26 protein-coding genes are annotated in these 25,794 nt (G+C 51.6%); 16 read left to right on the top strand and 10 right to left on the bottom strand.

Features of this window, described 5'->3' with window-relative positions; genetic code table 11:
• Nucleotides 1-67: 67 nt before the first annotated feature.
• From BZG13_RS04610 to BZG13_RS04620, 3 genes are all read right to left on the bottom strand, one after another.
• Nucleotides 68-1,504 carry an FAD-dependent oxidoreductase gene (locus BZG13_RS04610; RefSeq protein WP_077485452.1) on the bottom strand — a complete coding sequence of 479 codons (1,437 nt, stop codon included), beginning with the start codon at nt 1,502-1,504 and terminating at the stop codon, nt 68-70.
• 106 nt (nt 1,505-1,610) lie between these two features.
• Nucleotides 1,611-2,690 (bottom strand): AI-2E family transporter, encoded by a 1,080-nt coding sequence (locus tag BZG13_RS04615; protein ID WP_069361116.1) that lies wholly within the window; start codon nt 2,688-2,690, stop codon nt 1,611-1,613.
• 10 nt (nt 2,691-2,700) lie between these two features.
• On the bottom strand, nt 2,701-2,877 hold the full coding sequence (locus tag BZG13_RS04620; protein ID WP_241824777.1) for a sulfurtransferase TusA family protein: 177 nt from the start codon (nt 2,875-2,877) through the stop codon (nt 2,701-2,703).
• 167 nt (nt 2,878-3,044) lie between these two features.
• Here BZG13_RS04620 and BZG13_RS04625 point away from each other — a divergent pair, with 167 nt between their 5' ends.
• From BZG13_RS04625 to BZG13_RS04640, 4 genes are read left to right on the top strand one after another with little or no spacing between them, the layout of a single operon-like run.
• The gene (locus tag BZG13_RS04625) at nt 3,045-4,544 is read left to right on the top strand and encodes a beta-barrel assembly-enhancing protease (RefSeq protein ID WP_077485454.1); all 1,500 of its coding nucleotides are present in this window, start codon (nt 3,045-3,047) and stop codon (nt 4,542-4,544) included.
• A 23-nt stretch (nt 4,545-4,567) separates the two neighbouring features.
• Nucleotides 4,568-4,924, top strand: a complete 357-nt coding sequence (arsC, locus tag BZG13_RS04630; protein ID WP_069361118.1) for an arsenate reductase (glutaredoxin) — start codon at nt 4,568-4,570, stop codon at nt 4,922-4,924.
• Nucleotides 4,921-5,511: an NAD(P)H:quinone oxidoreductase gene (wrbA, locus tag BZG13_RS04635; RefSeq protein ID WP_077456951.1), complete on the top strand. Its 591-nt coding sequence runs from the start codon at nt 4,921-4,923 to the stop codon at nt 5,509-5,511. Before arsC ends, wrbA begins: the two co-directional genes overlap by 4 nt.
• A 36-nt stretch (nt 5,512-5,547) precedes the next feature.
• A complete protein-coding gene (locus tag BZG13_RS04640) occupies nt 5,548-5,961 on the top strand; it encodes a DUF2069 domain-containing protein (RefSeq protein ID WP_069361120.1) in 414 nt (137 codons plus the stop codon).
• Between the two features lie 66 nt (nt 5,962-6,027).
• Here the strand turns inward: BZG13_RS04640 and BZG13_RS04645 are convergent, their stop codons facing one another.
• Nucleotides 6,028-6,513, bottom strand: coding sequence for a zinc ribbon-containing protein (locus BZG13_RS04645; RefSeq protein ID WP_069361121.1), 486 nt, complete (start codon nt 6,511-6,513; stop codon nt 6,028-6,030).
• 106 nt (nt 6,514-6,619) lie between these two features.
• On the opposite strand from BZG13_RS04645, the gene leuS reads away from it, so the two are divergent.
• The 12 genes from leuS to lipA all read left to right on the top strand — a co-directional run bounded on the left by leuS (nt 6,620) and on the right by lipA (nt 18,905).
• A complete protein-coding gene (gene leuS, locus BZG13_RS04650; RefSeq protein ID WP_077485457.1) occupies nt 6,620-9,196 on the top strand; it encodes a leucine--tRNA ligase in 2,577 nt (858 codons plus the stop codon).
• A 14-nt stretch (nt 9,197-9,210) separates the two neighbouring features.
• Complete coding sequence (locus BZG13_RS04655) at nt 9,211-9,834, top strand: LPS-assembly lipoprotein LptE (RefSeq protein ID WP_235614293.1); 624 nt, start codon at nt 9,211-9,213, stop codon at nt 9,832-9,834.
• Nucleotides 9,834-10,856 carry a DNA polymerase III subunit delta gene (gene holA, locus BZG13_RS04660; RefSeq protein ID WP_077457020.1) on the top strand — a complete coding sequence of 341 codons (1,023 nt, stop codon included), beginning with the start codon at nt 9,834-9,836 and terminating at the stop codon, nt 10,854-10,856. The genes BZG13_RS04655 and holA overlap by 1 nt, the downstream gene beginning before the upstream one ends.
• Nucleotides 10,857-10,924: 68 nt before the next feature.
• Complete coding sequence (gene rsfS, locus BZG13_RS04665) at nt 10,925-11,242, top strand: ribosome silencing factor (RefSeq protein ID WP_046073734.1); 318 nt, start codon at nt 10,925-10,927, stop codon at nt 11,240-11,242.
• 6 nt (nt 11,243-11,248) lie between these two features.
• Nucleotides 11,249-11,719: a 23S rRNA (pseudouridine(1915)-N(3))-methyltransferase RlmH gene (gene rlmH / locus BZG13_RS04670; protein WP_069361124.1), complete on the top strand. Its 471-nt coding sequence runs from the start codon at nt 11,249-11,251 to the stop codon at nt 11,717-11,719.
• 6 nt (nt 11,720-11,725) lie between these two features.
• Nucleotides 11,726-13,606, top strand: a complete 1,881-nt coding sequence (gene mrdA, locus BZG13_RS04675) for a penicillin-binding protein 2 (protein ID WP_077485462.1) — start codon at nt 11,726-11,728, stop codon at nt 13,604-13,606.
• Nucleotides 13,603-14,721 (top strand): rod shape-determining protein RodA, encoded by a 1,119-nt coding sequence (rodA, locus tag BZG13_RS04680; protein ID WP_077485464.1) that lies wholly within the window; start codon nt 13,603-13,605, stop codon nt 14,719-14,721. Before mrdA ends, rodA begins: the two co-directional genes overlap by 4 nt.
• A 2-nt stretch (nt 14,722-14,723) precedes the next feature.
• A complete protein-coding gene (locus tag BZG13_RS04685) occupies nt 14,724-15,545 on the top strand; it encodes a septal ring lytic transglycosylase RlpA family protein (RefSeq protein ID WP_069361127.1) in 822 nt (273 codons plus the stop codon).
• Between the two features lie 112 nt (nt 15,546-15,657).
• Nucleotides 15,658-16,809: a serine hydrolase gene (locus BZG13_RS04690; protein WP_369795687.1), complete on the top strand. Its 1,152-nt coding sequence runs from the start codon at nt 15,658-15,660 to the stop codon at nt 16,807-16,809.
• Nucleotides 16,810-16,938: 129 nt separating this feature from the next.
• A complete protein-coding gene (gene ybeD, locus BZG13_RS04695; protein WP_069361128.1) occupies nt 16,939-17,208 on the top strand; it encodes a DUF493 family protein YbeD in 270 nt (89 codons plus the stop codon).
• Between the two features lie 78 nt (nt 17,209-17,286).
• Nucleotides 17,287-17,943 (top strand): lipoyl(octanoyl) transferase LipB, encoded by a 657-nt coding sequence (lipB, locus tag BZG13_RS04700; RefSeq protein WP_069361129.1) that lies wholly within the window; start codon nt 17,287-17,289, stop codon nt 17,941-17,943.
• Nucleotides 17,940-18,905, top strand: a complete 966-nt coding sequence (gene lipA, locus BZG13_RS04705; protein ID WP_069361130.1) for a lipoyl synthase — start codon at nt 17,940-17,942, stop codon at nt 18,903-18,905. The genes lipB and lipA overlap by 4 nt, the downstream gene beginning before the upstream one ends.
• A gap of 72 nt (nt 18,906-18,977) precedes the next feature.
• Here the strand turns inward: lipA and BZG13_RS04710 are convergent, their stop codons facing one another.
• From BZG13_RS04710 to BZG13_RS04735, 6 genes are all read right to left on the bottom strand, one after another.
• The gene (locus BZG13_RS04710) at nt 18,978-20,231 is read right to left on the bottom strand and encodes a glutamate-5-semialdehyde dehydrogenase (RefSeq protein WP_077485466.1); all 1,254 of its coding nucleotides are present in this window, start codon (nt 20,229-20,231) and stop codon (nt 18,978-18,980) included.
• 22 nt (nt 20,232-20,253) lie between these two features.
• Nucleotides 20,254-21,408: a glutamate 5-kinase gene (proB, locus tag BZG13_RS04715; RefSeq protein ID WP_069361132.1), complete on the bottom strand. Its 1,155-nt coding sequence runs from the start codon at nt 21,406-21,408 to the stop codon at nt 20,254-20,256.
• Nucleotides 21,409-21,493: 85 nt separating this feature from the next.
• Nucleotides 21,494-21,895, bottom strand: coding sequence for a sigma factor-binding protein Crl (crl, locus tag BZG13_RS04720; RefSeq protein WP_077456962.1), 402 nt, complete (start codon nt 21,893-21,895; stop codon nt 21,494-21,496).
• A 130-nt stretch (nt 21,896-22,025) separates the two neighbouring features.
• Complete coding sequence (frsA, locus tag BZG13_RS04725; protein ID WP_077485468.1) at nt 22,026-23,279, bottom strand: esterase FrsA; 1,254 nt, start codon at nt 23,277-23,279, stop codon at nt 22,026-22,028.
• Between the two features lie 162 nt (nt 23,280-23,441).
• On the bottom strand, nt 23,442-23,897 hold the full coding sequence (gene gpt, locus BZG13_RS04730) for a xanthine phosphoribosyltransferase (protein ID WP_069361135.1): 456 nt from the start codon (nt 23,895-23,897) through the stop codon (nt 23,442-23,444).
• A gap of 57 nt (nt 23,898-23,954) precedes the next feature.
• Nucleotides 23,955-25,247 (bottom strand): NCS2 family permease, encoded by a 1,293-nt coding sequence (locus BZG13_RS04735; RefSeq protein WP_077485470.1) that lies wholly within the window; start codon nt 25,245-25,247, stop codon nt 23,955-23,957.
• Nucleotides 25,248-25,794: the final 547 nt, after the last annotated feature.

Below are 25,794 nucleotides of genomic sequence, written 5' to 3' on the forward strand. Positions count from 1 at the left end.
GTTAGCGTCGGGGGCAGAGCAGCCTACAGACTAGAAGCGCACGGCCACCGTGCGCTTTTTTGTATGATTAACCGACAGGCTTTGCCAACGCCTCCGGATATCCGCGGCGTATCGCAAGCTCGCAAGCGGTATCGATTATTTTCGCGGTGTTGGGGCGCGACAGTGGCTGATAAGAGGTAGGCGAGATCCAACCCGCATCTTCAAATTGCGCCAGTACTTTATTGATGGCCGTCAGCGCCGACGACGCTTTAACAATTTCAAAGCGTGCATAACGCTCACCATCAAACGACACATCCGAGGCACGTAAGGAAGGATCATCCCCGGGGATTTGCTGCGCACCACACAAGGGTTTGCCGCCGACTTCCGCCTGTTTAAATGCCGGTAACCACTGGCCAAAGTGGTCAATCGCGCGATCAGTGCGTTCACACACTTCTTGCCAGTCCCAGCCTTTATCGATGTTTTTCACATAACGTGCATCGACAGTCGGTTGCGCCGACTCCGCAGAGCTTTTCACTAAACCACGCTCAAACAAGGTAACATCTTGGGTCATGCCATGGAGTTGGAAAAAACCATCCGGGTAAGGGGTCAATTGTGCCATCCCTTGTGGCGTGCCCCGCTGGCCATGGACAATAATCTCTGGCCATTGATATTCGGTGCTTGTCCAGTGCGCGATATACGCGGCTTTGTATTCCACCAAACGCTTGCGACCAAACCCGGCCATATCATCGATCGTGCCCGTACGGAATCCAGCCGCATTGATCAGATAATCAACCTCAGTGCTTTGTATCTGGCCAGTCTGGTCTTGATAGGTTACCCGCCACCCTGACGAGATGGGCTGAGTATCCATCACTTTGTGATTGAAATTAAGCTGACAATGCGGCGCGTCAGCAAGGGTCAATTGCGCTTCCGCTGCTAGGCGAAAGACGCTAAGCCCGTATTCTTGCACCAGCACCAGAGGGTATTTCATTGCACTTAAATCGAGCGATTGCGCGACAGGCCACATCCACTGGTCCGCGGCATCGGTCACGCTTTGATAGTTTTGAGCGCGCAGTGCTTCCAATTCCTCTTGCTGATACAAACGGAAATAATCGCTCGGCTCGCCCATGACTTTATTATCGCTATCCAGTTCAACCAATTGCGCGTAGCGCTCGCGCAGGGTTTCTAAACGTGCAATCACACTGTCGAGCGAGCCTGGGTCTTGCTGAGGAACAGCAAGGACTGTCGGTCGACGATTAACCGAATGCGGATACATGCGCACCGTGGCTACCGACTGTTCAAGTAAGATCAGGCATTGATCGAGCGAGATTTCACGATACAAATTGCCGCCCGCGTGCAGATGACAAATCGGCGGCCCACTGACCAAGCCGGTGCCCGCTTCAAACACCTGGGTATCCACGCCGCGCTCAGCCAAGCGCATTGCTGCTGTGGTTCCTGCAACACCGCCACCTATCACCGCGACGCGAAACTTTTCTACTTGCGTTTTTTCTTGCCTGTGTTCTGCCATGCCAACCCTGTTCTCATTACTACTTCTATGGGCCAAACTGATCACGGCGTGTCGATGTTTACCTGCCGCTCAGCCCCTTTAATTAGGGGCGTGAAAACAAGATGGATCACTCAATCTCTGCCTTGGGATCGTCATCCAGCTCAATCACCGGCAGCGCTTGCCACACCGCTTTCACTAAGGTCGCCAATGGAATAGCAAAAAATACGCCCCAAAAGCCCCAGAGTCCACCGAAAACCAGTACGGCTATTATGATGGCGACGGGATGTAAATTCACCGCTTCTGAAAAAAGCACGGGGACGAGCACATTGCCATCCAGCGCTTGGATAACACCATAGGCGATCATCACATACCAAAAGCCAGGCTCGAGTCCCCACTGGAACAAAGCAACAATCGCTATCGGGAGGGTGACAATCGCCGCGCCAATATAAGGCACCAGCACAGAAAAGCCCGTCGCCACACTGAGTAGCACCGCGTAGCGAAGATCTAACAGGCTAAAGGTCAAGTAGCTGGTCACCCCGACGATAATGATTTCAGTCACTTTGCCGCGGATATAGTTGGAGATCTGTTGATTCATCTCATGCCCGACTCGAGAGGCAAGACGACGATTACGCGGCAACAAGCCTTTAAACATCGCCAGCATTTGCGCTTTGTCTTTGAGCAAAAAGAACACCAGCAGCGGCACCAAAATCAGGTATACCGCTACCGCGACTAAGTTGACCAAAGACGCCAATGAACCTTTTACCAGTGTTTCACCAAGGTTAAGCACTTTATTTTGCAAGGTGTCGACAAAGGTGTTGACCATATGCGGATTAATCAGCTCTGGGTAGCGTTCTGGCAAACTCAGCATCAGTGCTTGCATATTGTTAAACATATTTGGCACATCAGCGACCAAACTGACCCCTTGGTTCCATATGGTCGGCACCAACCCAAATAATGCCATCAAGGTTAAGCTGACAAACACAGTCAATACCACCAGCACTGACAACACGCGGGGCAACCCCAACCGACAGAGACGATTGACCGGCCAATCGAGTAGATAGGCCATCACGATCGCCACCAGCAATGGGGCGAGCAAATTGCCAAAAAAGTAGATGGTAATAAAACCAAAAAGGAGGATCGCCACCAGGCTTACCGCATGTGGGTCAGAAAAACGTCGCCGATACCAGCGATGTAACATATCAAACATAAAAAGCCCGCTATTTCTTTGTGATGAGTAGCCGCGAAGCTGGCGTGTCTAACCACTGCATGCTGAAGCCTTCGCGTTTAAAATACTTGGGGATATCGTCTTTCGCCCCTTGATCACCGAGTAAAATCACCAATTGCTCACCTGACGACAATAACGCGGCGGCGCGCTTTGCCAGCAATAGCGCCATTGGTCAAACATGTTCTCGCAAATCAAGTGTTTGAGATTCCATTCTGGCTCACCGGTCGGTATTATCGTCAGTATTGTAATGGACATTAGATAGAACGCCAACGAAACCCTAACGGGTTTTATCGGTCTGTACCTAAGTACACCCTGCATTTAAAGGTCATCATACTTATGTCATCACGCGCACTTGGCTCTCACAAAGGCAGCAAGGCTCGCCGCCTGCTCTGTTATGCATTAGCGGGGGTGTTAGCGAGCGCGCCTGTGTCTGCCCGCGTTGAGTCATACCAAAGTGATTTACCGGATATCGGTACCGCTGCCGTCAGTACCTTATCGGTGGCCAAAGAGAAAGAGTTTGGTGATGCCTATATGCGGATGCTAAGAGCCAGCAAGCCCATCATCAGCGATCCTTTGCTCAACGAGTATATTAACGGCTTAGGTCATCGACTGGTGGCAAATGCCAACGATGTTCGTACACCCTTTCGATTTATTTTAATCGATAATCAGGCAATCAACGCCTTTGCCTTTTTCGGTGGCTACGTGGCCATGCACTCCGGCCTGTTCCTCCATGCAAAAACGGAAAGCGAGCTGGCATCGGTGATGGCCCACGAAATCGCCCATGTCACCCAACGTCATTTGGCGAGAAGCATGGAGGAGCAAGCGCAAACCTCGCCGCTGACCGTCGCCGCCTTAGTGGGGTCATTGATGCTCGCGATTGCAGCGCCTGAAGCAGGGATTGCCGCAGCTCATGCAGCAACGGCGGGGAGTATGCAAAACCAAATCAATTTCACTCGTCGCAATGAAGAAGAAGCCGATCGGATCGGCATTGAAACCCTCGCACGTGCTGATTTTGATGTGCAAGCCATGCCGCGATTTTTCTCACGGCTGGCGGATGAGTACCGTTACGCCAGCCAAATGCCCGAGTACTTCAGCACCCACCCTTTACCGGCTTCACGGATCACTGACTCTCGCGCTCGTGCCCGCCAATACCCACAAAAACGGGTACCTGTCTCGCCCGATTATCAACTTGCGCGCGCGCGGATCGTCGCGCGATATAGTGGCATCGCCAGTCGCTCGGCCATGGACTGGTTTGAACGGCGTCATAAAGAGGCCTCGCCGGCCGAAAAGCAAAGCCTCAACTACGGGATGGCGTTGCTTGATATTGATGCCCGTCGTTTTGACGATGCGCGAGAAAAATTAACCCCACTTATCAAGGCGCAACCTAATAATCGATTTTTCCTTGATGCGATGACCGATTTAAACATCGGTGAGAAACAGTACGACAAGGCATTGACGCGCCTTGAAAACGCATTGAACCATCAGCCTAATAACCGCGTATTATTGCTCAATCGTGCCTATACCCTCGTCAAAGCCAAGCGAGGAGGTGAGGCAATCTCCATGCTGGAGCGATATACACACCAGCATCCAGATGACAGCAACGGTTGGTTTTTGTTACAACAAGCGTACGAAAGTACCGGTACGCATCGAGACGGTGAGCTGGCCGCCCAAGGTGAGCGTTATGCCTTACGCGGACAATGGGACAAAGCCATTCGCAATTATACCCAAGCCGCCCAGCTCGCTGAGTTAGGTAGCTTGGCGCAGGCACGGTATGATGCGCGTCTTGATCAACTACGTCGCCAACAAGCCCGCTTTAAAGCGCTTAGCGACCGTTAATTCACTCAAAAAGGATCATTGTTGTGACCGCTATAACTCTCTACCACAACCCCCGTTGCTCCAAAAGCCGTGAAACTCTCAAGTTGTTGGAGTCCAACGGTGTGACGCCGACTATTATCAAGTATCTCGACAACCCGCTTTCTGCTGAAGCCTTATCGATGTTAAAACAGCAACTCGGGCTCAGCTCGTTTCGGGAGATGATGCGAACCAAAGAAGCGGACTACAAAGCGGCGAACTTGGGCGATGCGTCAGTAGACGAGGCGCAACTACTCGACGCCATGGTCAACAATCCCAAATTGGTCGAACGTCCCATTGCAGTAAAAGGGGAAAAGGCGGTGATTGGTCGTCCCCCTGAGAACGTACTCGCGCTGATAAAATGACAAAGGTATTAGTGCTTTACTACAGTCGATCGGGGAATACACGCAAGCTCGCCCAACAAGTCGCGCGGGGCATCGAAGCACAAGGTGTGGAAGCCGTGTTGCGCACGGTGCCCGAGCTACCCGCTTACCCTGATGGTCAAACCCCGGCCTCGACGGCGAAAGACCCTTTTGTCACCCGGCAAGACTTGTTGGATTGCCACGGTTTGGCGCTTGGCAGCCCGGTGCGCTTTGGTAATATGGCCGCGCCCTTAAAGCAGTTTATCGACAGTACCAGTGGTGAGTGGCTATCAGGTGCACTGATTGATAAACCTGCCGCGGTATTTGGCGCTGGCTCTATGTTGCATGGTGGGCAAGAAACCACCCTGCTCACCATGACGGTGCCGCTGCTTCATCATGGCATGATGCTGCTCGGTGTCCCGCATAGCGAGCGCGCATTACACACCACAGAAGGCGGTGGTTCACCTTATGGTGCGTCGAGTGTGGCTGATGCAAACCAGCCTTTAATCGCCGACGAAAAACAAATCGCCAAAACCTTAGGCCAACGTCTCGCACGTTTTGCACAAACCGTTCACCATCACTTGGGATAAAAGGATAGAATTGTGACTGACTCTCGGCTTGCATTAATGCGTAAGCTTTCGTTGTTGAGTAACCTCGGCCTGATTGCCTGGGTGGTCATCTGGCACGCATCATTGTCGCCCCACCCTCACCTCAATGCCTTGGCGGTGACCATCGGCTGGACGATTCCTCTGCTACTCCCGCTGCCTGGGATCGTGAAAGGCAAGCCCTTTACCCACGCGTGGGCCAACTTTATTTTGATGTTTTACTTTTTGCACGCATTGACTCTTATTTATGTTGATGAAGGGGAGCGCTGGCTCGCCGCGACCGAGCTGGTTTTAGTGACCTTTGCGTTCGCCAGTAACATTGTCTTTGCGCGTTGGATGGGAAAATCACAAGGGCTGAAGCTGCCGCGTCTGTCTCAAGTGGAACGTGAAGAACGCCAACGTTTTGAAGGCAAGGATAACGCCTCGTCTGACTAAGAACTGGCCTTTATCCTCGCCCTTGGTCTGTTGATCTCCTCGGCTAAGCCAAGCCCCGCGCTTGGCTTACACCGGATAAGGGCGGCGAGAAAAGTATCGATGGCCACACTTGCTGCAAGGGGCAATCACATCCACTCGGCTATGGCGTGACTGGTGTTGGCACTGCTCACATTGCAATACGCCCAGCCCCACAATTTCACCCGCTTCATACACACCATGATGCTGAAGGTCATCGAAGACTTCACGCCACTCTAGCTGCGTACGATCAGTGATTTCTGCCAGTTGTTCCCAAATCGAGTTGGCAATCAGGTCGTTAAACACCTGACTGTCCATTTCTTCGGTTTGAGATTTATCATACTGCTCACCAAAGGCTTTCACATCCCGCTTGAAGTACGCCTCAATCAGCGCCCACTCATCTTTGGTCAGATCCGCGGCTGCTTTGAGGTATTGATCAGACAACTCGACCCAGCGAGACAAAGCCTCTGGACTGTTTTCCAGTGCCTCTTTTACCCGCTCAATGATACTTTGTTGCGGTTCTTTCTCTTTATTCATGGTTCCGTCCTGATTCAAGTGTTGTTGCGGTCTCTGCCTTTCGTTATTCTATGACGATATTTCTCTTTCAGGTTTTACCTTTCTCACAGAATCTCGGAAGCCATCGATGCAAGAACAATATAGCCCGCAAGATATTGAACAAAAAGTTCAAGCCCATTGGGATGACAATAAAACCTTTGTGGCTCATGAAGACCCTAACAAAGAAAAGTTTTACTGTCTTTCTATGTTCCCTTACCCCAGTGGTCGACTTCACATGGGGCATGTACGTAATTATACCATCGGTGATGTGATCTCGCGTTATCAGCGCCTGCAAGGCAAGAATGTGATGCAACCTATTGGTTGGGACGCATTTGGTTTGCCAGCCGAAGGGGCCGCTATCAAGAACAAAACCGCCCCTGCGCCTTGGACTTACGAAAACATTGATTACATGAAAGGCCAGCTGAAAATGCTGGGCTTCGGTTACGACTGGGATCGCGAAATCGCCACCTGTAGCCCAGATTACTACCGCTGGGAGCAAGAATTCTTCACCACGCTATACAACAAAGGCTTGGTCTACAAAAAGACCTCCTCGGTCAACTGGTGTCCGAATGACCAAACCGTGCTGGCGAACGAGCAGGTGCACGAAGGGTGCTGCTGGCGTTGTGACACCCCGGTTGAGCAAAAAGAAATTCCACAGTGGTTTATTAAAATCACCGATTATGCAGACGAGTTACTGCAAGGCATCGACAAACTGGATGGTTGGCCAGAAATGGTGAAAACCATGCAACGTAACTGGATTGGCCGCTCGGAAGGGGTGGAGCTGACCTTTGACGTGGAAGGTGAGCACCCGGCACTGGATGTGTACACCACCCGTCCCGACACCTTGATGGGTGTCACCTATGTCGGTATTGCGGCTGGCCACCCACTGGCCGATGCCGCGGCCAAAAACAACCCAGCCTTGGCTGAATTTGTCCAAGAGTGCCGTAACACCAAGGTAGCGGAAGCCGAGCTTGCCACCATGGAGAAAAAAGGCATGGCGACGGGCTTGTACGCCATGCATCCATTAAACGGCCGCCGCGTACCTATTTTTGTCGCCAACTTTGTACTGATGGACTACGGTACTGGTGCGGTCATGGCCGTGCCTGCCCACGACCAACGCGATTTTGAATTTGCCAGTAACTACGGCCTCGATATTGAGCCGGTGATCCTGGATGAAAACGGCCATGCGCCTGATTTGTCCGAGCAAGCCTATACAGAAACAGGCAAGCTCTTTAACTCGGGTGAATTTGATGGTTTGGACTTTGATGCCGCGTTTGATGCGATTGCCGCCAAGCTCGAGTCTTTGGGCAAAGGCAAGAAAACCGTTAACTTCCGTCTTCGTGATTGGGGCGTGTCACGCCAACGCTATTGGGGCGCGCCTATCCCCATGCTGAACACCGAAGACGGGGAAGTGGTGCCAGTCCCGACGGATGAGCTGCCCGTGATCCTGCCAGAAGATGTGGTGATGGACGGGGTACAAAGCCCGATAAAAGCAGACAAACAGTGGGCACAAACCCAATACCAAGGCAAGCCTGCACTGCGTGAAACCGACACCTTCGATACCTTTATGGAGTCGTCTTGGTACTATGCGCGCTATTGCTCGCCGCAGGCCGATCAAATGCTCGATCCAAGTGCTGCCAACTACTGGCTGCCTGTGGATCAGTATATCGGCGGCATTGAGCACGCTTGTATGCACCTTCTCTACTCGCGCTTCTTCCACAAGTTGTTGCGTGATGAAAATATGGTTGATAGTGATGAGCCGTTTAAGCAACTACTGTGTCAAGGCATGGTACTGGCTGATGCCTTCTACTATACCGATGACAAAGGCGTGCGCGTGTGGGTATCACCAACCGAGGTGACCGTCGAACGTGACAGTAAAGGGCAAATTGTTAATGCGGTAGACCGCCAAGGCAATGCCGTGGTCCATGCGGGCATGACCAAGATGTCGAAGTCGAAAAACAACGGCATTGATCCGCAGCTTATGGTTGAGAAGTACGGCGCCGACACGGTACGCCTGTTCATGATGTTCGCCGCACCTGCTGATATGACCCTAGAGTGGAAAGAATCAGGGGTTGAGGGCTCACACCGCTTCTTGCGTCGCGTGTGGAAGCTGGTTTACGAGCACAGCCAAAAAGGGCCTGTGGTGGCACTGGATGCAAATGCACTCAACAATGAGCAAAAAGCGGTGCGCCGCGAGGTGCATAAAGCCATTGCCAAAGTCAGTGATGACATGGGACGCCGTCAGACCTTTAACACTGCTATCGCGGCGATTATGGAGCTGATGAACCGATTGGTGAAAGCCCCACAACAAAGCGAGCAAGACCGTGCGGTACTTGATGAAGCCCTCAAAGCTGTGGTGCTCATGCTTTATCCGATCACCCCGCATATCTGCTTTAGCATGTGGCAGGCACTCGGTGAGACTCACATTGATGACGCGGCGTGGCCACAGGCCGACGAAGCAGCCATGGTTGAGGATGAGAAACTGATTATCGTCCAAGTCAACGGTAAACTGCGCGCCAAGATCACCGTCGCTGCAGATGCGGAGAAAGAGGCCGTAGAAGCCCAAGCGATGGCAGATGAAAACGTGGTGAAATTTACCGAAGACAAAACCGTGCGCAAGGTGATTTACGTGCCTGGCAAGCTGGTTAACATTGTTGCCAACTAACAAGGAGCGATGGAGTGAATCTGTTTAAGACAATGCTTCGCTCCCTGCTTGTCGCGATGGTCTGTTTGACCATCGCGTCTTGCGGGTTTGCCTTGCGCGGCAGCTACAATCTGCCCGATGAAGTGGATAAGGTCTCATTGACCAGCTTTGACCCTTATGGCGAGTTAACCCGACAAATGCGAAATGCCTTGCGTCAACACAAGGTCGATCTTGTCTCCCCTTCCAAGGAGGTGGCTAATATCCACTTGCTCGGGGAAAGCAATAGCGAACAAACGCTATCGCTTTATCAAAACAGCCGTGTGGCGGAGAAAGAATTTCGCTATGTCGCCCGTTATCGCGTCACCGTACCCGATAAAGGCAGTTATACCTATAACACCACCTTGAGTCGTAACTTCCTTGATAACCCACTGACAGCGTTGGCAAAGTCTGTAGAGGAAGATAAGTTAGTCGCGGAGATGCGTACAGAAGCCACTCGGCAAATTATGCGTCAGCTTTCCCAATTAAAAGGCGATATCGCCGAGTTTGAGCGCCAACAGGCCGAACAAGCGGCAATGGAGACACTCGAGCAAGGTGAAACACCGACTAAGCCTGATGTTATCATTGAAACGCGACAAACCGAGACGAACACCGCGCAATGATGAGAACCTATCCCGACCAATTGGCGCAGCAGCTCAACCAACCGCTGCGCCAAACTTATTTGGTTTTTGGCTCCGACCCATTACTTAAACTCGAAGCACGCGATGCCATTGCACACGCGGCGCGCGCCCAAGGTTTTGAAGAGCATCATAAATTTGTCATTGATGGTCAGCTCGATTGGCAAGAAGTCATCGATTGCTGTCAAGCACTTAGCTTGTTTGCGTCTCGGCAAATTATTGAACTTACCTGCCCTGACAATGGCCTCACCAGCACGCAAGCCAAGCAGCTTACTGAGCTGGCCGCTTATCTGCATCCTGATATCCTCTTATTGGTGCAAGGGGAGAGGCTCAACAAAAAGCAAGAAAGCGCCAAATGGTTTTCAGCGCTCGCCCAACACGGCTTATACGTGGTGTGTAACACCCCGGAAGCTCGTCACTTACCACGCTTTATTGAGCAACGCTGTCGTCACTTGGGACTAAAGCCTGATCAACCTGCGCTACAGCTATTAGCACAATGGCATGAAGGAAACCTCCTCGCCTTAGTGCAAAGTCTGCATATCTTGCAGCTACTTTATCCCGATGGTGCACTCACCTTGCCTCGTATTGAAAGTTCGCTGTCACGCCATCATCACTTTACCCCCTTCCAGCTCACCGATGCGCTGCTAGCCGGGAAGGCACAACGCGCGCAGCGGATACTCGACCAGCTTCGCGCTGAAGGGGAAGAGCCAACACTTCTGTTGCGACTGATTCAAAAAGAGCTTAAGCAGCTGTACAGCATTCAAGAGCAAGGACAAAAAGGCAGGCCGTTGAATGCCATCTTTGATCAGTTCCGTGTGTGGCAAACCCGTCGTCCCATGCTCACAGCCGCTCTCAATCGACTCAATAAAGCCCGGTTAACCACACTGCTACGCCGCTTGGCGCAGATAGAAATCAGGCTAAAAACGGACTTTGGTAGCGATCCTTGGCCGGATCTGCAGTATTTTTGTGCACTCATGACCCAAGCGTCCGAACCACTCACGCCCTAGCGTGTCCAAAGCGGTAGCAAGTGGTATACTGCCCAGATAAAACCAAGAGCAAAACACAGAGGTTTTCTTTGCAAGCGAACGAGTTAAAACAGTTTGTGACCGATAAGGTCGATGAGTTAAAAGCCAGCGATATTGTGACCCTGGATGTCCGCGACAAATCATGCATTACCGACTTTTTAGTGCTGTGCACCGGCAACTCTCGCCGTCATGTCGCCTCTATTGCCGAGCATGTGTGTGAACAAGCCCAAGCAGTGGATATCGACTCGCTCGGCACGGAAGGCCAAGATGACAGCGAATGGGTGGTCGTCGATTTAGGTGACGTCATGGTGCACGTCATGCAAGAGGAGCAACGCCAACTCTATCAATTGGAAAAGCTCTGGAACTAAACCATCATGAAAATCCAACTGATTGCGGTCGGCAATAAAATGCCCAAATGGGTAGAGCAAGGCTTTGAGGAGTATCAACGCCGCTTTCCAAAAGACATGCCACTCGAGCTAATAGAGGTCCCTGCTGGCAAGCGCAGCAAAAATGCCGATATCGCCCGCATCTTGCAAAAAGAAGGGGACGCCATGTTGGCGGCCGTCAGCCGGGGTAGTCGCATTGTGACACTCGATATTCCCGGCAAGCCTTGGGACACACCACAATTGGCTAATCAGTTGGAAAAGTGGAAACTTGATGGCCGCGATGTCGCTATTTTGATCGGTGGGCCAGAGGGGCTTGCGCCACAGTGTAAGGCTGCTGCGGAGCAAAGCTGGTCGCTGTCTCCACTGACTCTGCCTCACCCATTAGTTCGGGTTATCATGGCAGAGAGCCTTTACCGCGCGTGGAGTGTCACCACCAATCATCCGTACCATCGAGAATAAGTTGAGATGAAGCGCCAACGAGTTGAAATACGAGACCACAGCGCCGAGGCGGCCTTGTTTGTGCGTCGCGCTATCGTCTGCTTTGTCGGTATTATGGCGTTGGTCGGGGTGCTGCTGACTAACCTTTATCATATTCAGGTGACCGAGCACCAAGACTACCAAACCCGCTCGAACGATAACCGTATCAAGGTCGTTCCCGTCGCCCCTAACCGTGGCCTGATTTATGATCGCAATGGAAAATTACTAGCGGAAAATCGTCCCGTTTATCACCTAGAAGTGACCCCTGAGCAAGTCGATGATATGCCGGCAACCCTCGCCCAGCTAAAAGACTTACTTTCATTGACCGACAAAGACATTGCCCGCTTTCAAAAAGAGCGTCGCCGCTCGCGACGGTTTAATGCCGTCGCACTAAAAACTCAGCTCACCGATAAAGAAGTTGCCATTTTTTCCGCGCACCAGCATCAGTTTTCTGGGGTGGAAATAAAAGCCTACTTAAAACGCCATTACCCTTACGGCGATGCACTGACCCATGTGCTCGGCTATGTCGCCAAAATCAATGATCGCGATATTGCCAAGCTAAGACAAAAAGGGGTGCTGAACAACTACAAAGCAACCCGAGACATCGGCAAGCTGGGGATCGAGAAATACTACGAGTCAACGCTGCATGGTAAAGCCGGCTACCAAGAAGTTGAGGTGAACAGCCGTGGCCGCGTGATACGCACGCTCAAATATGTGCCCCCGCAACCAGGCAAAGACCTTATCCTCAACCTCGATATTGATCTGCAGCTCTATGTGCGTGGGATCCTTGGTGACCGACGAGGCGCGGTAGTGGTGGTCGATCCTGACACCTCAGGCGTACTGGCGATGGTCTCTACCCCAAGCTATGACCCCAACTTATTTGTCCATGGTATCTCTGGCAAGCAATACCGGCAGCTGCTCAATGATAAAGATCGTCCCTTGGTCAATCGCGCCACTCTCGGTATTTATCCCCCCGCCTCGACGGTGAAGCCTTTCATTGCCGTTGCCGCGCTCGAAGAAGGCGTGGTCACCACCAAGACCACGCGTAACGACCCGGGTTATTGGCGGATCCCCAACTCGGATACGCGCCCCTTCCGCGATTGGCTCCCTTGGGGGCACGGACGGGTCAACATCGTGCAATCGATCGAGGAGTCGGTCGATACCTTCTTCTATCAAATCGCTTATGACATGGGGATCGATAAACTCTCTATGTGGATGGAAAAATTTGGCTTTGGCCAATACACGGGCATCGACATTCAAGAAGAAAGTAGCGCTAATATGCCTAACCGCGAATGGAAAATGAGTCGCTACCGCCAACCCTGGTATAAAGGTGACACGATTCCCGTCGGGATTGGGCAAGGTTATTGGACCGCCACCCCGATGCAAATCGTCAAAGCCTTGACCGTGCTACTCAACCGTGGCGACGTCAAAGCACCCAAACTATTAAACAAAACGCGCGATGAACATGGCACCCACAAACCCGACGCCGAGCCATTTCCACCGATTAAAGGAGTCGACGATAAATATTGGGATGTCGGCCTTAAAGGTATGCAACTGGTTAACCACGGTCGCAAAGGAACCGCGCGCCGTTCATTCCGTTCTGCAGAGTATTTGTCTGGCGGAAAATCAGGGACCGCTCAGGTATTTGGGCTGGGTGAAGACGAAGAATACAACGCGGATGAAATTGCTGAACATCTACGTGATCACGCACTTTTCATGGGCTTTGCGCCCTTTGAAAACCCAGAAGTCGCTGTCTCTATGGTACTGGAAAACGCAGGCGGTGGCTCGAGCAACGGCGGCCCTATTGCCCGTCGCATCTTCGACCATATTTTGTTAGAAGACAAAGAGACAAACGAGGCCAAACAATGAGTTCACTTGCCCAAGTTAGCGCGAAACGCTCTTTGTTCGATCGCTTACACCTCGACCTGCCGATGCTGGTTGGCATTTTGTTACTGATGGGCTTCGGCCTTGTGGTGATGTATAGCGCCAGTGGTCAAAGTATGGTGATGATGGAACGTCAGGCGATCCGCATGCTGTTGGCGCTCGCGGTCATGTTTGCCCTCGCTCAAGTACCACCTCGCCATTATGAGTTCTGGGCGCCCTATTTGTATGCCGTGGGCGTGGTCTTACTAGCAGCCGTTCTATTGGTTGGCGAAACCGCAAAGGGTGCTCAGCGCTGGCTCGATCTCGGGGTGGTGACCTTCCAGCCATCAGAAATCATAAAACTTGCGGTACCGCTCATGCTGGCCCGCTATATTGGCAAAGATCCGCTTCCTCCCAAATTCACCCACTTACTCATCGCTCTGGTGTTACTGTTTGTCCCCACCATTATGATTGCTAAGCAACCCGATTTAGGCACATCCATACTGATTGCCGCCTCTGGAGTGTTTGTACTGTTTTTGGCCRGGATCAGTTGGAAAATTATTATTGCTGCCGTCGTCGCGCTCGCCAGTTTTGTCCCTGTACTCTGGTTTTTCCTAATGCATGATTATCAGCGTACCCGCGTGCTGACCTTGTTTAACCCAGAATCCGATCCCTTGGGCGCAGGCTATCACATCATTCAATCTAAAATTGCCATTGGCTCTGGTGGCTTAAGCGGCAAAGGCTGGCTGCAAGGGACACAGTCCCAATTGGAGTTTCTCCCTGAGCGACACACAGACTTTATTTTCGCCGTTATCGCTGAAGAATGGGGGTTGATCGGTGTCTGTGTACTGCTGGCCCTGTACCTCTTTTTGATTGGCCGCGGGCTAATGCTCGCCAGCCGTGCCCAAACGGCGTTTGGCCGGATGATGGCTGGCAGCATCGTGTTAAGCTTTTTTGTTTATGTATTTGTCAATATTGGCATGGTCAGCGGCATTCTTCCTGTGGTTGGGGTACCCTTACCACTTATCAGTTATGGCGGTACCTCGATGGTCACACTGATGGCCGGTTTTGGCATTCTGATGTCTATTCACACTCATCGTAAAATGTTATCCAGGGCATAAACATGCGAGCTATTATCGTTTCTAGCGCTATCGTCTTATTAAGTGCATGCAGCAGCCAGCAAGGCCGCTACGACATGCAYAGTGATAAAGCACCCGAGACGGTGCCACCAGTTATTCACGCAGAAAACGCGCAACCCAGATATGAGCCCTACAGCCTCGCGGGTAACAAAGATTACACGTTAAAGGGTCAGCGCTATCAAATTTTACGCGATCCAAAAGGCTACCAAGAGGCGGGCATTGCTTCATGGTACGGGGAAAAATTTCATGGCCATCGCACCTCTAATGGCGAAGTGTACGATATGTACTCTATGTCAGCCGCGCACAAAACCCTTCCCCTGCCCAGTTACGTGGAAGTGACCAACCAAAATAATGGTAAAAAAGCCATTGTGCGCGTCAATGATCGCGGCCCCTTTCACAATCAACGCTTGATAGACCTAAGCTACGCTGCCGCCAAAAAGCTAGATGTATTAAAAACAGGCACAGCGCCCGTATCACTGCGTCTACTCTCGCCGAGTAAGCCTGCGGATGACGAGTGGCACTCCGCGCGCCATCATGCTTATTATGTACAACTCGCCGCGCTATCTGATGGCCTAAAAGCCAATCAAAAAGCGGAACAATTGGCGAAGGCCCATGGTCTACCGACACATATCGCCCGCCGTGATACCGTGTATCGTGTTCGCTTTGGACCTTTTTACGATAGAGACCAAGCACAGCAAGCGATGCGCACGGCAAAGCAGCATCAGTTGCCAGGGGCATTTATCGTTACCGAAGCACTTGTGAATGGTGACACATCTGTCACAGGTGCTAAAACAAACAATCAATAAGTTAAAGAAATCGAGCCTGTCCCTCTATCCGCAATTTGGTATAGTGAGGGCACAGTATCGACATCGATAACCGACATAAGTACTAACAATGATGAATAAAACCGTTTTCCGCATGCGTACACTGCTTTCTGCAGCCCTGTTCGCCTCTGCGACTGCTCAAGCCGCGCCTGCTGTTGTGCCTGATGCGCCGCAAATTGCCGCCAAAGGCTACGTATTGATGGATTATCATTCCGGCGAGGTGCTGGCGGAAAATAACGCCTATCAACGCCTTAATCCTGCGAGTTTGACCAAAATGATGACCAGTTACGTGATTGGTCAGGAAGTTGAGCGTGGCAATATCTCGATGGATGATGACGTTGTCATTAGTGAGAATGCGTGGGCCAAAAACTTCCCCGGCTCTTCGAAGATGTTTATCGAAGTCGGCACCACGGTCAAAGCGGCCGACCTCAATCGTGGCATTATTATCCAGTCAGGCAACGATGCCTGTGTGGCGATGGCTGAACATGTTGCCGGCTCAGAAGACGCCTTTGTCGATCTGATGAACCGCTGGGGCGAAACCCTGGGCATGGACAGCTCTCACTTTTCTAATGTTCACGGTTTGGACTCCAAAGATCTTTACACCACGCCGTACGATATGGCGCTACTCGGCCAAGCCCTTATTCGTGATGTACCGGCGGAATACCGTATTTATAAAGAGAAAGCCTTCACCTATAACGGCATCACGCAATACAACCGTAATGGTTTGCTGTGGGATAAGAGCCTCAACGTCGATGGTATTAAAACCGGCCACACTGACGGTGCTGGCTACAACCTTGTCACCTCTGCCACCGAGGGCGACATGCGTCTTATCTCGGTGGTCATGGGCACCAAAAGCGCCAATGCCCGCAAAGCAGAGAGCAAGAAACTACTCAACTATGGTTTCCGCTTCTTTGAAACCGTCGCGCCTCACAAAGCCAACGAAACCTTTGTGACTGAGAAGGTCTGGATGGGTGATACAGACGAAGTCGCGCTGGGCGTGACAGAAGACACCTTTGTCACGCTTCCCCGTGGCAAGGCGCAAGATCTGAAAGCCAGTTTTGTCCTCGACAACACCTTGGAAGCCCCGATCAGTAAAGGTGATGTTGTGGGTAAACTTTTCTATCAAGTGGATGATGAGGATGTGGCGGAATACCCACTTGTCGCTCTAAACGATGTTGAAAAGGGTGGGCTTTTTAGTCGCTTAATAGATTACATCGTGATGATGTTTAAAAACCTCGTCGGTTAATCCCTCTCTGTGCCGCCCACCAACTTGGTGGGCGGCTTGTTTTCTCGCGCTTGGCAGATTAGTATTTCGCGTTAATCGTGATCAATCGCACAAACGCGTGCCTCTATCAGCCTGCAGTTGGGAGTTAACATGCAAGAGCAACCGAAATTAAAAGATCTGTTGGAGTTTCCTTGCCAATTCACCTACAAGGTGGTGGGCCAGGCAAAACCTGAGCTACCCGATCATGTGCTGACCGTGATCCAGCGTCATGCGCCTGGCGACTACAGCCCAGCCGTCAAGCCGAGTGCCAAGGGCAACTATCATTCGGTCTCTATTACTATTAAGGCGACATCTATTGAGCAAGTAGAAACCTTATATAAAGAGCTGGGTGAGATTGAAATTGTCCGCATGGTTCTCTAATTCGAATACCCACACGACTGGCGGCTTTAAATCACGCTGCCAGCCTCTATAATATCGCCACTGACAACAACACGGGAAATGGGTTTGCAGCACCAACTCGTTGTAAGGCACCTTGGCCGTCAACCGTACCTACGCGTCTGGGAGCAGATGCGAGACTTTACCGATCGTCGCGACGAAGACACGCGTGATGAAGTCTGGCTGGTTGAGCATGATCCGGTTTTTACCCAAGGACAAGCGGGAAAAACGGAGCATGTATTGGTCCCTGGCGACATCCCAGTCGTACAATCAGATCGTGGCGGACAGGTGACCTATCATGGGCCAGGCCAGCTCGTCGCCTATTTCCTGATAAACCTCAAACGTAAAAAAGTCGGTGTGCGGGCGCTCGTTAGCCATATTGAAGATCTTGTGGTGAGCACATTAGCACACTTCCACGTTGACGCTTACGCTCGCCCAGATGCGCCCGGTGTTTACGTTAACGATGCAAAAATATGTTCTCTTGGGCTCCGTATCCGTCGCGGGTGCTCATTCCATGGACTGGCACTCAACATCAATATGGACTTATCACCGTTTCAGCGTATTAATCCATGTGGTTACGCTGGTATGGCCATGACGCAACTGAGCGATCAGGTTGGCAAAGTCACGCTCGAGGACGTTCAACCTGTGCTGGTAGACACTTTAACTCAACAGCTGATGTATTCTGAGGTTGAGTTTACAACGGAAAGCAGCGATTTATGAGCAAACCGATTCAGATGGAACGCGGTGTTAAGTACCGCGACGCCGACAAAATGGCGCTTATCCCGGTCAAAAATATGCCGACCGAGCAAAAAGAAGTGCTGCGTAAGCCTGATTGGATGAAGATCAAGCTCCCGGCTGAAACCGCACGCATTAAAGAAATCAAAGACGCGATGCGCAAAAACAACCTTCACTCTGTGTGTGAAGAGGCGTCGTGTCCGAACCTTGCCGAGTGCTTCAGCCACGGCACGGCGACCTTTATGATTCTCGGGGCCATTTGTACCCGTCGTTGTCCTTTTTGTGATGTCGCCCATGGTCGTCCTGTTGCCCCTGATAGCGAAGAGCCAAAGCATCTGGCGCAAACGATCAAAGACATGAAACTGCGCTATGTGGTGATCACCTCAGTTGACCGTGATGATTTGCGTGACGGTGGTGCCCAGCATTTTGTCGATTGTACCCGTGAAATCCGCGCGCTCAATCCAGAGATCCAAATTGAGACATTGGTGCCTGACTTCCGTGGCCGTATGGATCGCGCACTCGATATCTTGCAAAACAATCCACCCGATGTGTTCAACCACAACCTGGAAACTGCGCCGCGGTTGTACCGCAAAGCCCGCCCTGGTGCCAATTATCAGTGGTCACTGGATCTGCTGAAAAAGTTTAAAGAGATGCACCCTGAGGTACCCACCAAGTCAGGCTTGATGATGGGCTTGGGTGAAACCAAAGAAGAGATCATCGAGGTTCTCAAGGACTTGCGTGCGCACGGCGTGACTATGCTTACGCTTGGCCAGTACTTGGCACCGAGCCGCCACCACTTACCGGTTGAGCGTTATGTGCCACCTGAAGAGTTTGACGAGCTGAAAGAGATTGCCCTCGATTTGGGCTTTACGCATGCCGCATGCGGCCCGTTTGTTCGCTCTTCCTACCATGCCGATCTACAGGCGAAAGGCGTGGAAATCAAATAAGCGCCCAAGCTGTTGAGACAAAAAAACCGCTAGCTAGACTAGCGGTTTTTTATTATCGATGATCTTGGGTACTCAGTGACGTGATAAATAGTCCGCACGCCCCACCCATTTATAGGTAGTCAGCTCCTCGAGCCCCATCGGGCCACGTGCATGCAGCTTTTGCGTCGAAACTGCCACTTCTGCCCCAAGCCCAAACTGCGCACCATCGGTGAAGCGCGTTGAGGCGTTGACATACACTGCCGCCGAGCCAGCACCATTAATAAAGGTTTCAGCTGCCTGCAAGTCGTTGGTCAAAATGGCATCGGAATGGCTGGCATTGTGCGCGCGCATATGCGCGAGCGCTTCATCCACACTATCAACCACCACCACACCAAGCGTTGGCCCCAACCACTCGCTATCAAAGTCCCCTGTCTGCGCCTCACGCAGTTGCTCGACGCCATCAAGATAAGGCAATGCGCTTGAACCAGCGACAATGTGCAAACCGTGCTGATTAAATAGGGGGGTCAAACGAGCAAATAGTTGTGCTGCAACGTCTTTGTGCACCAGTAAGGCGTCTAAGGCATTACAGGCTGAGGGGCGATCTGTCTTGGCATTGAGGATCACCTCGGGGGCCCTATCAAGGTCGGCACAGTGATCCACATACAAGTGGCTAATGCCAAACCCCCCGATAATCACAGGGATGGTGCTGTTTTGTTTACACATTTTATGTAGTCCAGCCCCACCACGTGGAATGATCATGTCGACATATTCATCAAGGGTCAGTAACTCAGAGACCAGCGCGCGATCCGGTTTTTCAATATATTGCACCGAGGCATGTGGCAGACCGGCTTTCTCTAACCCTGCTTGAATAACCTTTACCAATACCTGGTTAGTCGCAAAGGTTTCTTTCCCGCCTCGCAAAATGGCGGCATTGCCCGTTTTTAAGCACAACGCCGCGATATCAATGGTGACATTGGGGCGCGCCTCGTAAATCACTCCAATCACCCCTAGCGGTTCACGGCGCTTTGACAAGGACATACCGTTTTCCAGCAGCTTATGATCAAGCATCTGTCCGACGGGATCAGCCAGCGCAATCACTTGCCTCACATCGCTGGCCATATTGGTTAAACGTTCTGGGGTCAGGGTTAGGCGGTCCAACATCGCAGGATCCATGTCTGCCTCACGGGCGGCGGCGAGATCGCTTTGGTTGGCGGCTAAGATCGCCGTTTGCTGCGCATCAAGCTCATCGGCGATAATGGCGAGTGCTTGGTTTTTGATGGCCGTGGATGTCACAGCCAGTTGGTGTGCAGCCTCTTTGGCCGCTTTACCCATGTTTTGTAAGCTCATTGTGTCCCCGTCTTGCTCTTTTTTAATTGTCTACTACCACAAGGTCATCACGGTGCATCGCGACAGGCCCGTATTCATAACCAAGAATATCCGTGATTTGCTGGCTATGCGCGCCAGCAATACGGCGCAAATCACTGGCGGTATAGCGGCAAATACCACGCGCAACGCATTTTCCCTCCACTGAGAGAATACGCACCACCTCGCCGCGTGAGAACGCCCCTTTCACCGCAACGATACCTTTGCTCAACAAGCTGCTACCTTTTTGCGTCACCGCGGTAATCGCACCCGCATCGACGACGATATCACCCGCTGGTGGGGGCCCGGCAAGGATCCAGCGTTTACGACTCTCTAGCGGGCTTTCTAGAGGCAAAAAGCGTGTGCCAGCGTTATCCCCAACGATGACTTTTTGAATCACTTCAGGCTTACTCCCCGCGGCAATGGTCACTTCAACACCCGCTCGACGGCCAATATCAGCCGCTTGAAGCTTGGTCGCCATCCCGCCGGTGCCAAGGCCCCCTACGCTGCCACCTGCTAATTTGCGTAAGGTTTCATCAATGGTATGGACTTCACGAATCAGCTCGGCATCGGGGTTGGAACGCGGATCGGCCGTAAACAAGCCGGGTTGATCTGTTAACAGCAGGAGTTTGTCGGCATCCGCGAGAATCGCGACCAATGCGGATAAGTTATCGTTATCACCGACTTTGATTTCAGAAGTGGCGACCGCATCGTTCTCATTCACAATCGGAATGATGCCATTATCCAGCAAGGCCTGAAGCATATCACGGGCGTTGAGAAAACGTTCTCGGTGCTCTAGATCGGCCCGGGTAAGCAACATTTGACCGACTTGAAAGCCGTACAAAGCAAACAGGTGCTCCCAGGTTTGTATTAAACGACACTGCCCCACCGCGGCCAGCATTTGCTTGTTAGCCACGGTGTCAGCGAGTACCGGATAGCCTAGGTGCTCTCTGCCTGCGGCAATCGCCGCGGATGACACAATGATCACCTGGTGACCTTGCTGGCGTAAACGCGCGCATTGGCGTACCAGCTCGACCATATGTGCTTGGTCTAAACGCGCAGAGCCGCCCGTTAACACACTGGTGCCGAGTTTTACCACCAACGTTTGAGGAGAGACGCTGGCCGCAAGGTCACCGTCTTGGAATACATCTTGAATTGTCATGGTTGCCTGATCCACAAAAGCGTATGTCTCTCTTTTATCAATCCCTCGTGTATTTAACAAGGGGTGGGATCAGGCAAATGGCGGGTTACTCTGAGCAAGCCAGTTCGGGTTCAGTCAGAGCTTGGCTTGGTGAAAGAGCAAGGTTTAATTCATCTTCTAGCAAGGCGCACAACTTGTCATAAAAGTGAGTCAGGGTTTTATCCACTGCTGCTTGCGCTTCACGCGGAATCGACTTGGCGACCCAATCCCCTTTTTTATCATACAAACCAAAGCCATAGCGATATTCAAAGCCTTCAGAGTGCGGAGTGAGTTCTAACCACCAGCCCCAGAATTCACGTGCATCGGGATCTTTTTTAGCATCCACACAGACAGATAGACTATCGAAAAAGTAGCGCTCAGTGTCTGACTTTCCTTCGCGAAAGTAAGGGCCCAATGCAGTAAAACGTGTTTTTAATCGTCCATATGAAAGCGGTAATTGCTCGCTCATCGTGTCCTCCAATGGCACAGTGACGTCCTTGTTCATGGTATATCATGGGCTTAGCCATCAGGTGAACGACAATATCCCGCTTTCAGCGGTGGATCACATCTTCATTTTTATCTGTGCCCTCATCATTCGATTAAAGCACATCCTCGAACCACTTAACGGTTTCAGTCAAAGCGCGGTGATAGCCATCATGTAGCGGGGTATTCGGTAAGGTCATGGCTTTGCCACCGCGACTGTATCTGGCGATCATTTGATTGTCTGACTCCGGACAAACAGGATCATCTTTAAGGCTAAGTGCAAGGATAGGCACCTCTGTGCGCCGCCCGGTGAGTAGCCCTTGATTTTTTAATGACCACGCCTGTAAACGGGTTTTCAATGTGTCGATAGGAATGCGACGCCCTAAGCGTGACCCCAGGGTATCGAGGTACATAGGTGGCATTTTTTTCATTAGGGAAGCGTCTGTCAGCAACGCATGAACAATGCCACCCAGTGACGCACTGGCTTTCACCCGATGCGGCTCGAGAAACGCCATTCTGACTGCCGGGTTAGCACCAAAGCGAATCCCCATGGTGCCCACACGGTGATGATCCACCCAGGGTACATCGACCAATTTATCCAACATCGCGGTGTGCAAACGGCTGGTATCTTCATTGAGATGCCAATGACAGCTATGCCCCACGGACGGCATGTCCAGGGTTAATACCGCTATGTCGGCGGGGGCAAAGTAGTCAACGAACAGGCGCCACAAGTCAGTTTGTAAGCTAYCCAAGCTGCCGCTTAAGATAACCACCGGCAAAGTAGCGTCGGTGCGGGGTAAATAGAGGTACCCTTTCAGTGACTTTCCATCGAGTCGCGTCTCCACCGTTTTTACTGTGAACGGCAATTGCGCAATCGCACTCTCGAACGCCTTAAATGCCAAGGTTTCCGACTGCAGCGCCAAGCTGTCCCCTTTCAAGTGAGGGTATGCGGCAATACCAAAGTACGTGCAAGCTTGTAACCATTGCTCCCCCGCTTGTTTGGCTTTTCCCTCATCCATCAAGGCTTGGGCGGCTTTTTGATGCTGCATGCCAACCGCTGTCCATTCATAGTTCCAGTTTCCCGAGCGATAGCCTTCTACCGTATCAAGCATTGAATCGACCGAACGTGAATTATCCGAGTGTGCGATGCGGGCAAAAATCGCTTCCATTTCCAATGGGTCGACCCCTTGCCATGTCCATTGACCACGGCGGCGCATTCGATACCAACTCGACTCACTGTCACCATCAAATGCCGAGTAATCTGACTGTTGGATTTGCTGGACGGCCCCGAACAGGGTCGATGTCTCGGTGGCATGCTTGTGTTTAGCAAACAGCTTGACCGATAGGTTTTGTGATTCGTTGTCCGACACACCCACTCCTAGGCTTTTTATGTAACGTGCTGTTAGTTTAAACCATACACATATCAAGACCATGATTTTCCGCACTAATCAGCCACACCCGTACAAACGCAGCCACAGAAACCAAAAACGCCGCGTGATCACGCGGCGTTTAAAGGTGCGAGCATGAATGACTTACTTGGCGATGGGATCAATATAACTGACCGCCATATCCCAAGGCTGTTCAATCCAAGTGTCTTGGGCAATGTCGACCACATAGTCATCAACCAAAGGCTTCCCAGCCGGCTTGGCACTGACAGTGACAAAACGGGCTTTCGGATATAGCTGGCGGACCATTTCTGCGGTCCCACCGGTATCCACCAGATCATCGACCACGATAAAGCCTTCACCATCACCGGGCGCTTGCTTCACCACACGCATATCACGTTGATGATCATGGTCATAACTTGAGATACACACAGTATCGACATGACGAATACCCAGCTCACGCGCCAGTATGGCAGCAGGCACGAGGCCCCCGCGGCTGACGGCAATAATTCCCTTCCATTGCTCTGCGGGCAGCAACTTCTCCGCCAATTGACGGGTGTACATCTGCATATTGTCCCAAGTGATAATAAACTTATTGCTCATGGTGAAAACCTCGTGGCGACTCTCGCCTTATTATAACATCAAATGCGGACAGCTGTTTTACACCAAGAAAACGAACTTGAGTAAGAACAACCCCGCCAAAATCCAAATACTGACAGGGACTTCTCGCCCTTTGCCCGCAAAGGTTTTTACGGCACAAAATGCAATAAAGCCAAGCCCGATACCGCTTGCAATCGAGTAAGTGAGCGGCATCAGCAAACAAACAACCACCACGGGTGCCGCTTCAGTGAGATCTCGCCAGTTGATGCCAACCAAGCCCGACATCATCAAAATCGCCACATAAAACAATGCGCCGGCGGTCGCATAAGCCGGCACCATACCAGCAAGCGGCGCAAAAAAGAGCGCGAGCAAAAACAAGATACCGACAACGACCGCCGTTAGGCCTGTGCGCCCGCCCGTGGCGACTCCGGAGACACTCTCAATATAAGAGGTCGTGTTTGACGTGCCTAAAAGCGCCCCGACGGAGGTCGCGGTACTGTCTGCCAGTAAAGCACGATTTAAGCGCGGTAGTTTACCATCTTTGTCGAGCAGTTCCGCGCGCTGTGCCACACCCACTAAGGTTCCTGCGGTATCAAAAAGGTCAACAAACAAAAATGCGAACACAATCGAGACCAGACCCACTTCCAATGCACCGGAAAAGTCTAACTGCATAAAGGTTGGTGCTAAGCTGGGTGGAGCTGACATCACGCCACCATAAGACACATCACCGGCCACCACACCAATCACGGTGACCGCTAAAATGGCGATCATCACCGCCCCTTTCAAGCCACGGTGCACAAGGCCAATGGTCAGGAAGAAACCCAATGCCGCCATTGCAGGTGCGAACGCAGTGACATCACCGAGCGCCACGAGGGTGGCGGGATGATCGACCACAATCCCCGCATTTTGTAAGGCGATGAGCGCTAAGAAAAGGCCAATACCGGCAGAAATCCMGGTTCTTAGGGACATGGGAATAGAGTTAATAATCCATTCTCGCACGCGCAATACACTCAGCAAGATAAAACATAGACCCGAGATAAACACCGCCGCTAGCGCAACCTGCCACGAGTGACCCATCTGCAATACCACCGTATAGGTGAAAAAGGCATTCAAGCCCATACCCGGCGCTTGCGCCACTGGGTAATTGGCTACAATCCCCATCACTAAACAACCGATCGCGGCGGCGAGACAGGTGGCGACAAAGACTGCGCCTTTGTCCATGCCTGTTTCGGCCAAAATCGATGGGTTGACGAATATGATGTACGCCATGGTTAAGAAGGTGGTAAACCCAGCAATCACTTCCGTGCGAAGATCCGTGCCATGGGCTTTGAGTTTAAATAAACGCTCTAACATCGGTTTTTGTCCCAAACTAAACGTGGTGTATCGCGAGATACAAAAGGAAAACGTTTGCGTGCTAAAATTTGGCGCAAATCTTACCGATCGGCGGCGGAAATTTCCAGGATAAAAAGCCCGAAATCACCGTAATTATCGCTGATTAGAACGAATAACTATCAAAACTGTCAATATAGTTGGACAGTGGGCGAGCAAGACAAAAAAAACGCCACACATAGTGCGGCGCCAGAATTAAAGCGTTTGCTTCTGGATCAGAAATGACTCTGTAAGAGCGGGGGAATCGTAAAACTTACTTGCGATACCCGAACGATGCCGGATATGTAAAACCTTGTGTATAGACTGACTGCTGGTTCCAGTAGTAGCTTGATACCATGCCTTCCATTTTTAACCTCTCTCAAGTTTAAACCAATGTTGTTCACATTTATCTCGGTTCCTTGGAGGCGAATACTCGGGTTCACTCCATGAACAACTGGCAAGCTTGGTTGCCAATGTCTAGATAATAGCCCAATGGTAATTTATTTACAAGCATTAAGGTGACCATAGTCAC

The sequence above is a fragment of the Salinivibrio sp. ML323 genome, assembly GCF_001995745.1.
Classification (GTDB): Bacteria; Pseudomonadota; Gammaproteobacteria; order Enterobacterales; family Vibrionaceae; genus Salinivibrio; species Salinivibrio kushneri.

Excerpts from the sequence above, each read along its gene's own strand:
- BZG13_RS04610 (WP_077485452.1), bottom strand. The coding sequence starts at position 1,504 with ATGGCAGAACACAGGCAAGAAAAAACGCAAGTAGAAAAGTTTCGCGTC.
- BZG13_RS04615 (WP_069361116.1), bottom strand. The coding sequence starts at position 2,690 with ATGTTTGATATGTTACATCGCTGGTATCGGCGACGTTTTTCTGACCCA.
- BZG13_RS04620 (WP_241824777.1), bottom strand. The coding sequence starts at position 2,877 with ATGGCGCTATTGCTGGCAAAGCGCGCCGCCGCGTTATTGTCGTCAGGT.
- BZG13_RS04625 (WP_077485454.1), top strand. The coding sequence starts at position 3,045 with ATGTCATCACGCGCACTTGGCTCTCACAAAGGCAGCAAGGCTCGCCGC.
- wrbA (WP_077456951.1), top strand. The coding sequence starts at position 4,921 with ATGACAAAGGTATTAGTGCTTTACTACAGTCGATCGGGGAATACACGC.
- BZG13_RS04640 (WP_069361120.1), top strand. The coding sequence starts at position 5,548 with ATGCGTAAGCTTTCGTTGTTGAGTAACCTCGGCCTGATTGCCTGGGTG.
- BZG13_RS04645 (WP_069361121.1), bottom strand. The coding sequence starts at position 6,513 with ATGAATAAAGAGAAAGAACCGCAACAAAGTATCATTGAGCGGGTAAAA.
- leuS (WP_077485457.1), top strand. The coding sequence starts at position 6,620 with ATGCAAGAACAATATAGCCCGCAAGATATTGAACAAAAAGTTCAAGCC.
- holA (WP_077457020.1), top strand. The coding sequence starts at position 9,834 with ATGAGAACCTATCCCGACCAATTGGCGCAGCAGCTCAACCAACCGCTG.
- rlmH (WP_069361124.1), top strand. The coding sequence starts at position 11,249 with ATGAAAATCCAACTGATTGCGGTCGGCAATAAAATGCCCAAATGGGTA.
- mrdA (WP_077485462.1), top strand. The coding sequence starts at position 11,726 with ATGAAGCGCCAACGAGTTGAAATACGAGACCACAGCGCCGAGGCGGCC.
- BZG13_RS04690 (WP_369795687.1), top strand. The coding sequence starts at position 15,658 with ATGCGTACACTGCTTTCTGCAGCCCTGTTCGCCTCTGCGACTGCTCAA.
- ybeD (WP_069361128.1), top strand. The coding sequence starts at position 16,939 with ATGCAAGAGCAACCGAAATTAAAAGATCTGTTGGAGTTTCCTTGCCAA.
- lipB (WP_069361129.1), top strand. The coding sequence starts at position 17,287 with ATGGGTTTGCAGCACCAACTCGTTGTAAGGCACCTTGGCCGTCAACCG.
- lipA (WP_069361130.1), top strand. The coding sequence starts at position 17,940 with ATGAGCAAACCGATTCAGATGGAACGCGGTGTTAAGTACCGCGACGCC.
- BZG13_RS04710 (WP_077485466.1), bottom strand. The coding sequence starts at position 20,231 with ATGAGCTTACAAAACATGGGTAAAGCGGCCAAAGAGGCTGCACACCAA.
- proB (WP_069361132.1), bottom strand. The coding sequence starts at position 21,408 with ATGACAATTCAAGATGTATTCCAAGACGGTGACCTTGCGGCCAGCGTC.
- crl (WP_077456962.1), bottom strand. The coding sequence starts at position 21,895 with ATGAGCGAGCAATTACCGCTTTCATATGGACGATTAAAAACACGTTTT.
- gpt (WP_069361135.1), bottom strand. The coding sequence starts at position 23,897 with ATGAGCAATAAGTTTATTATCACTTGGGACAATATGCAGATGTACACC.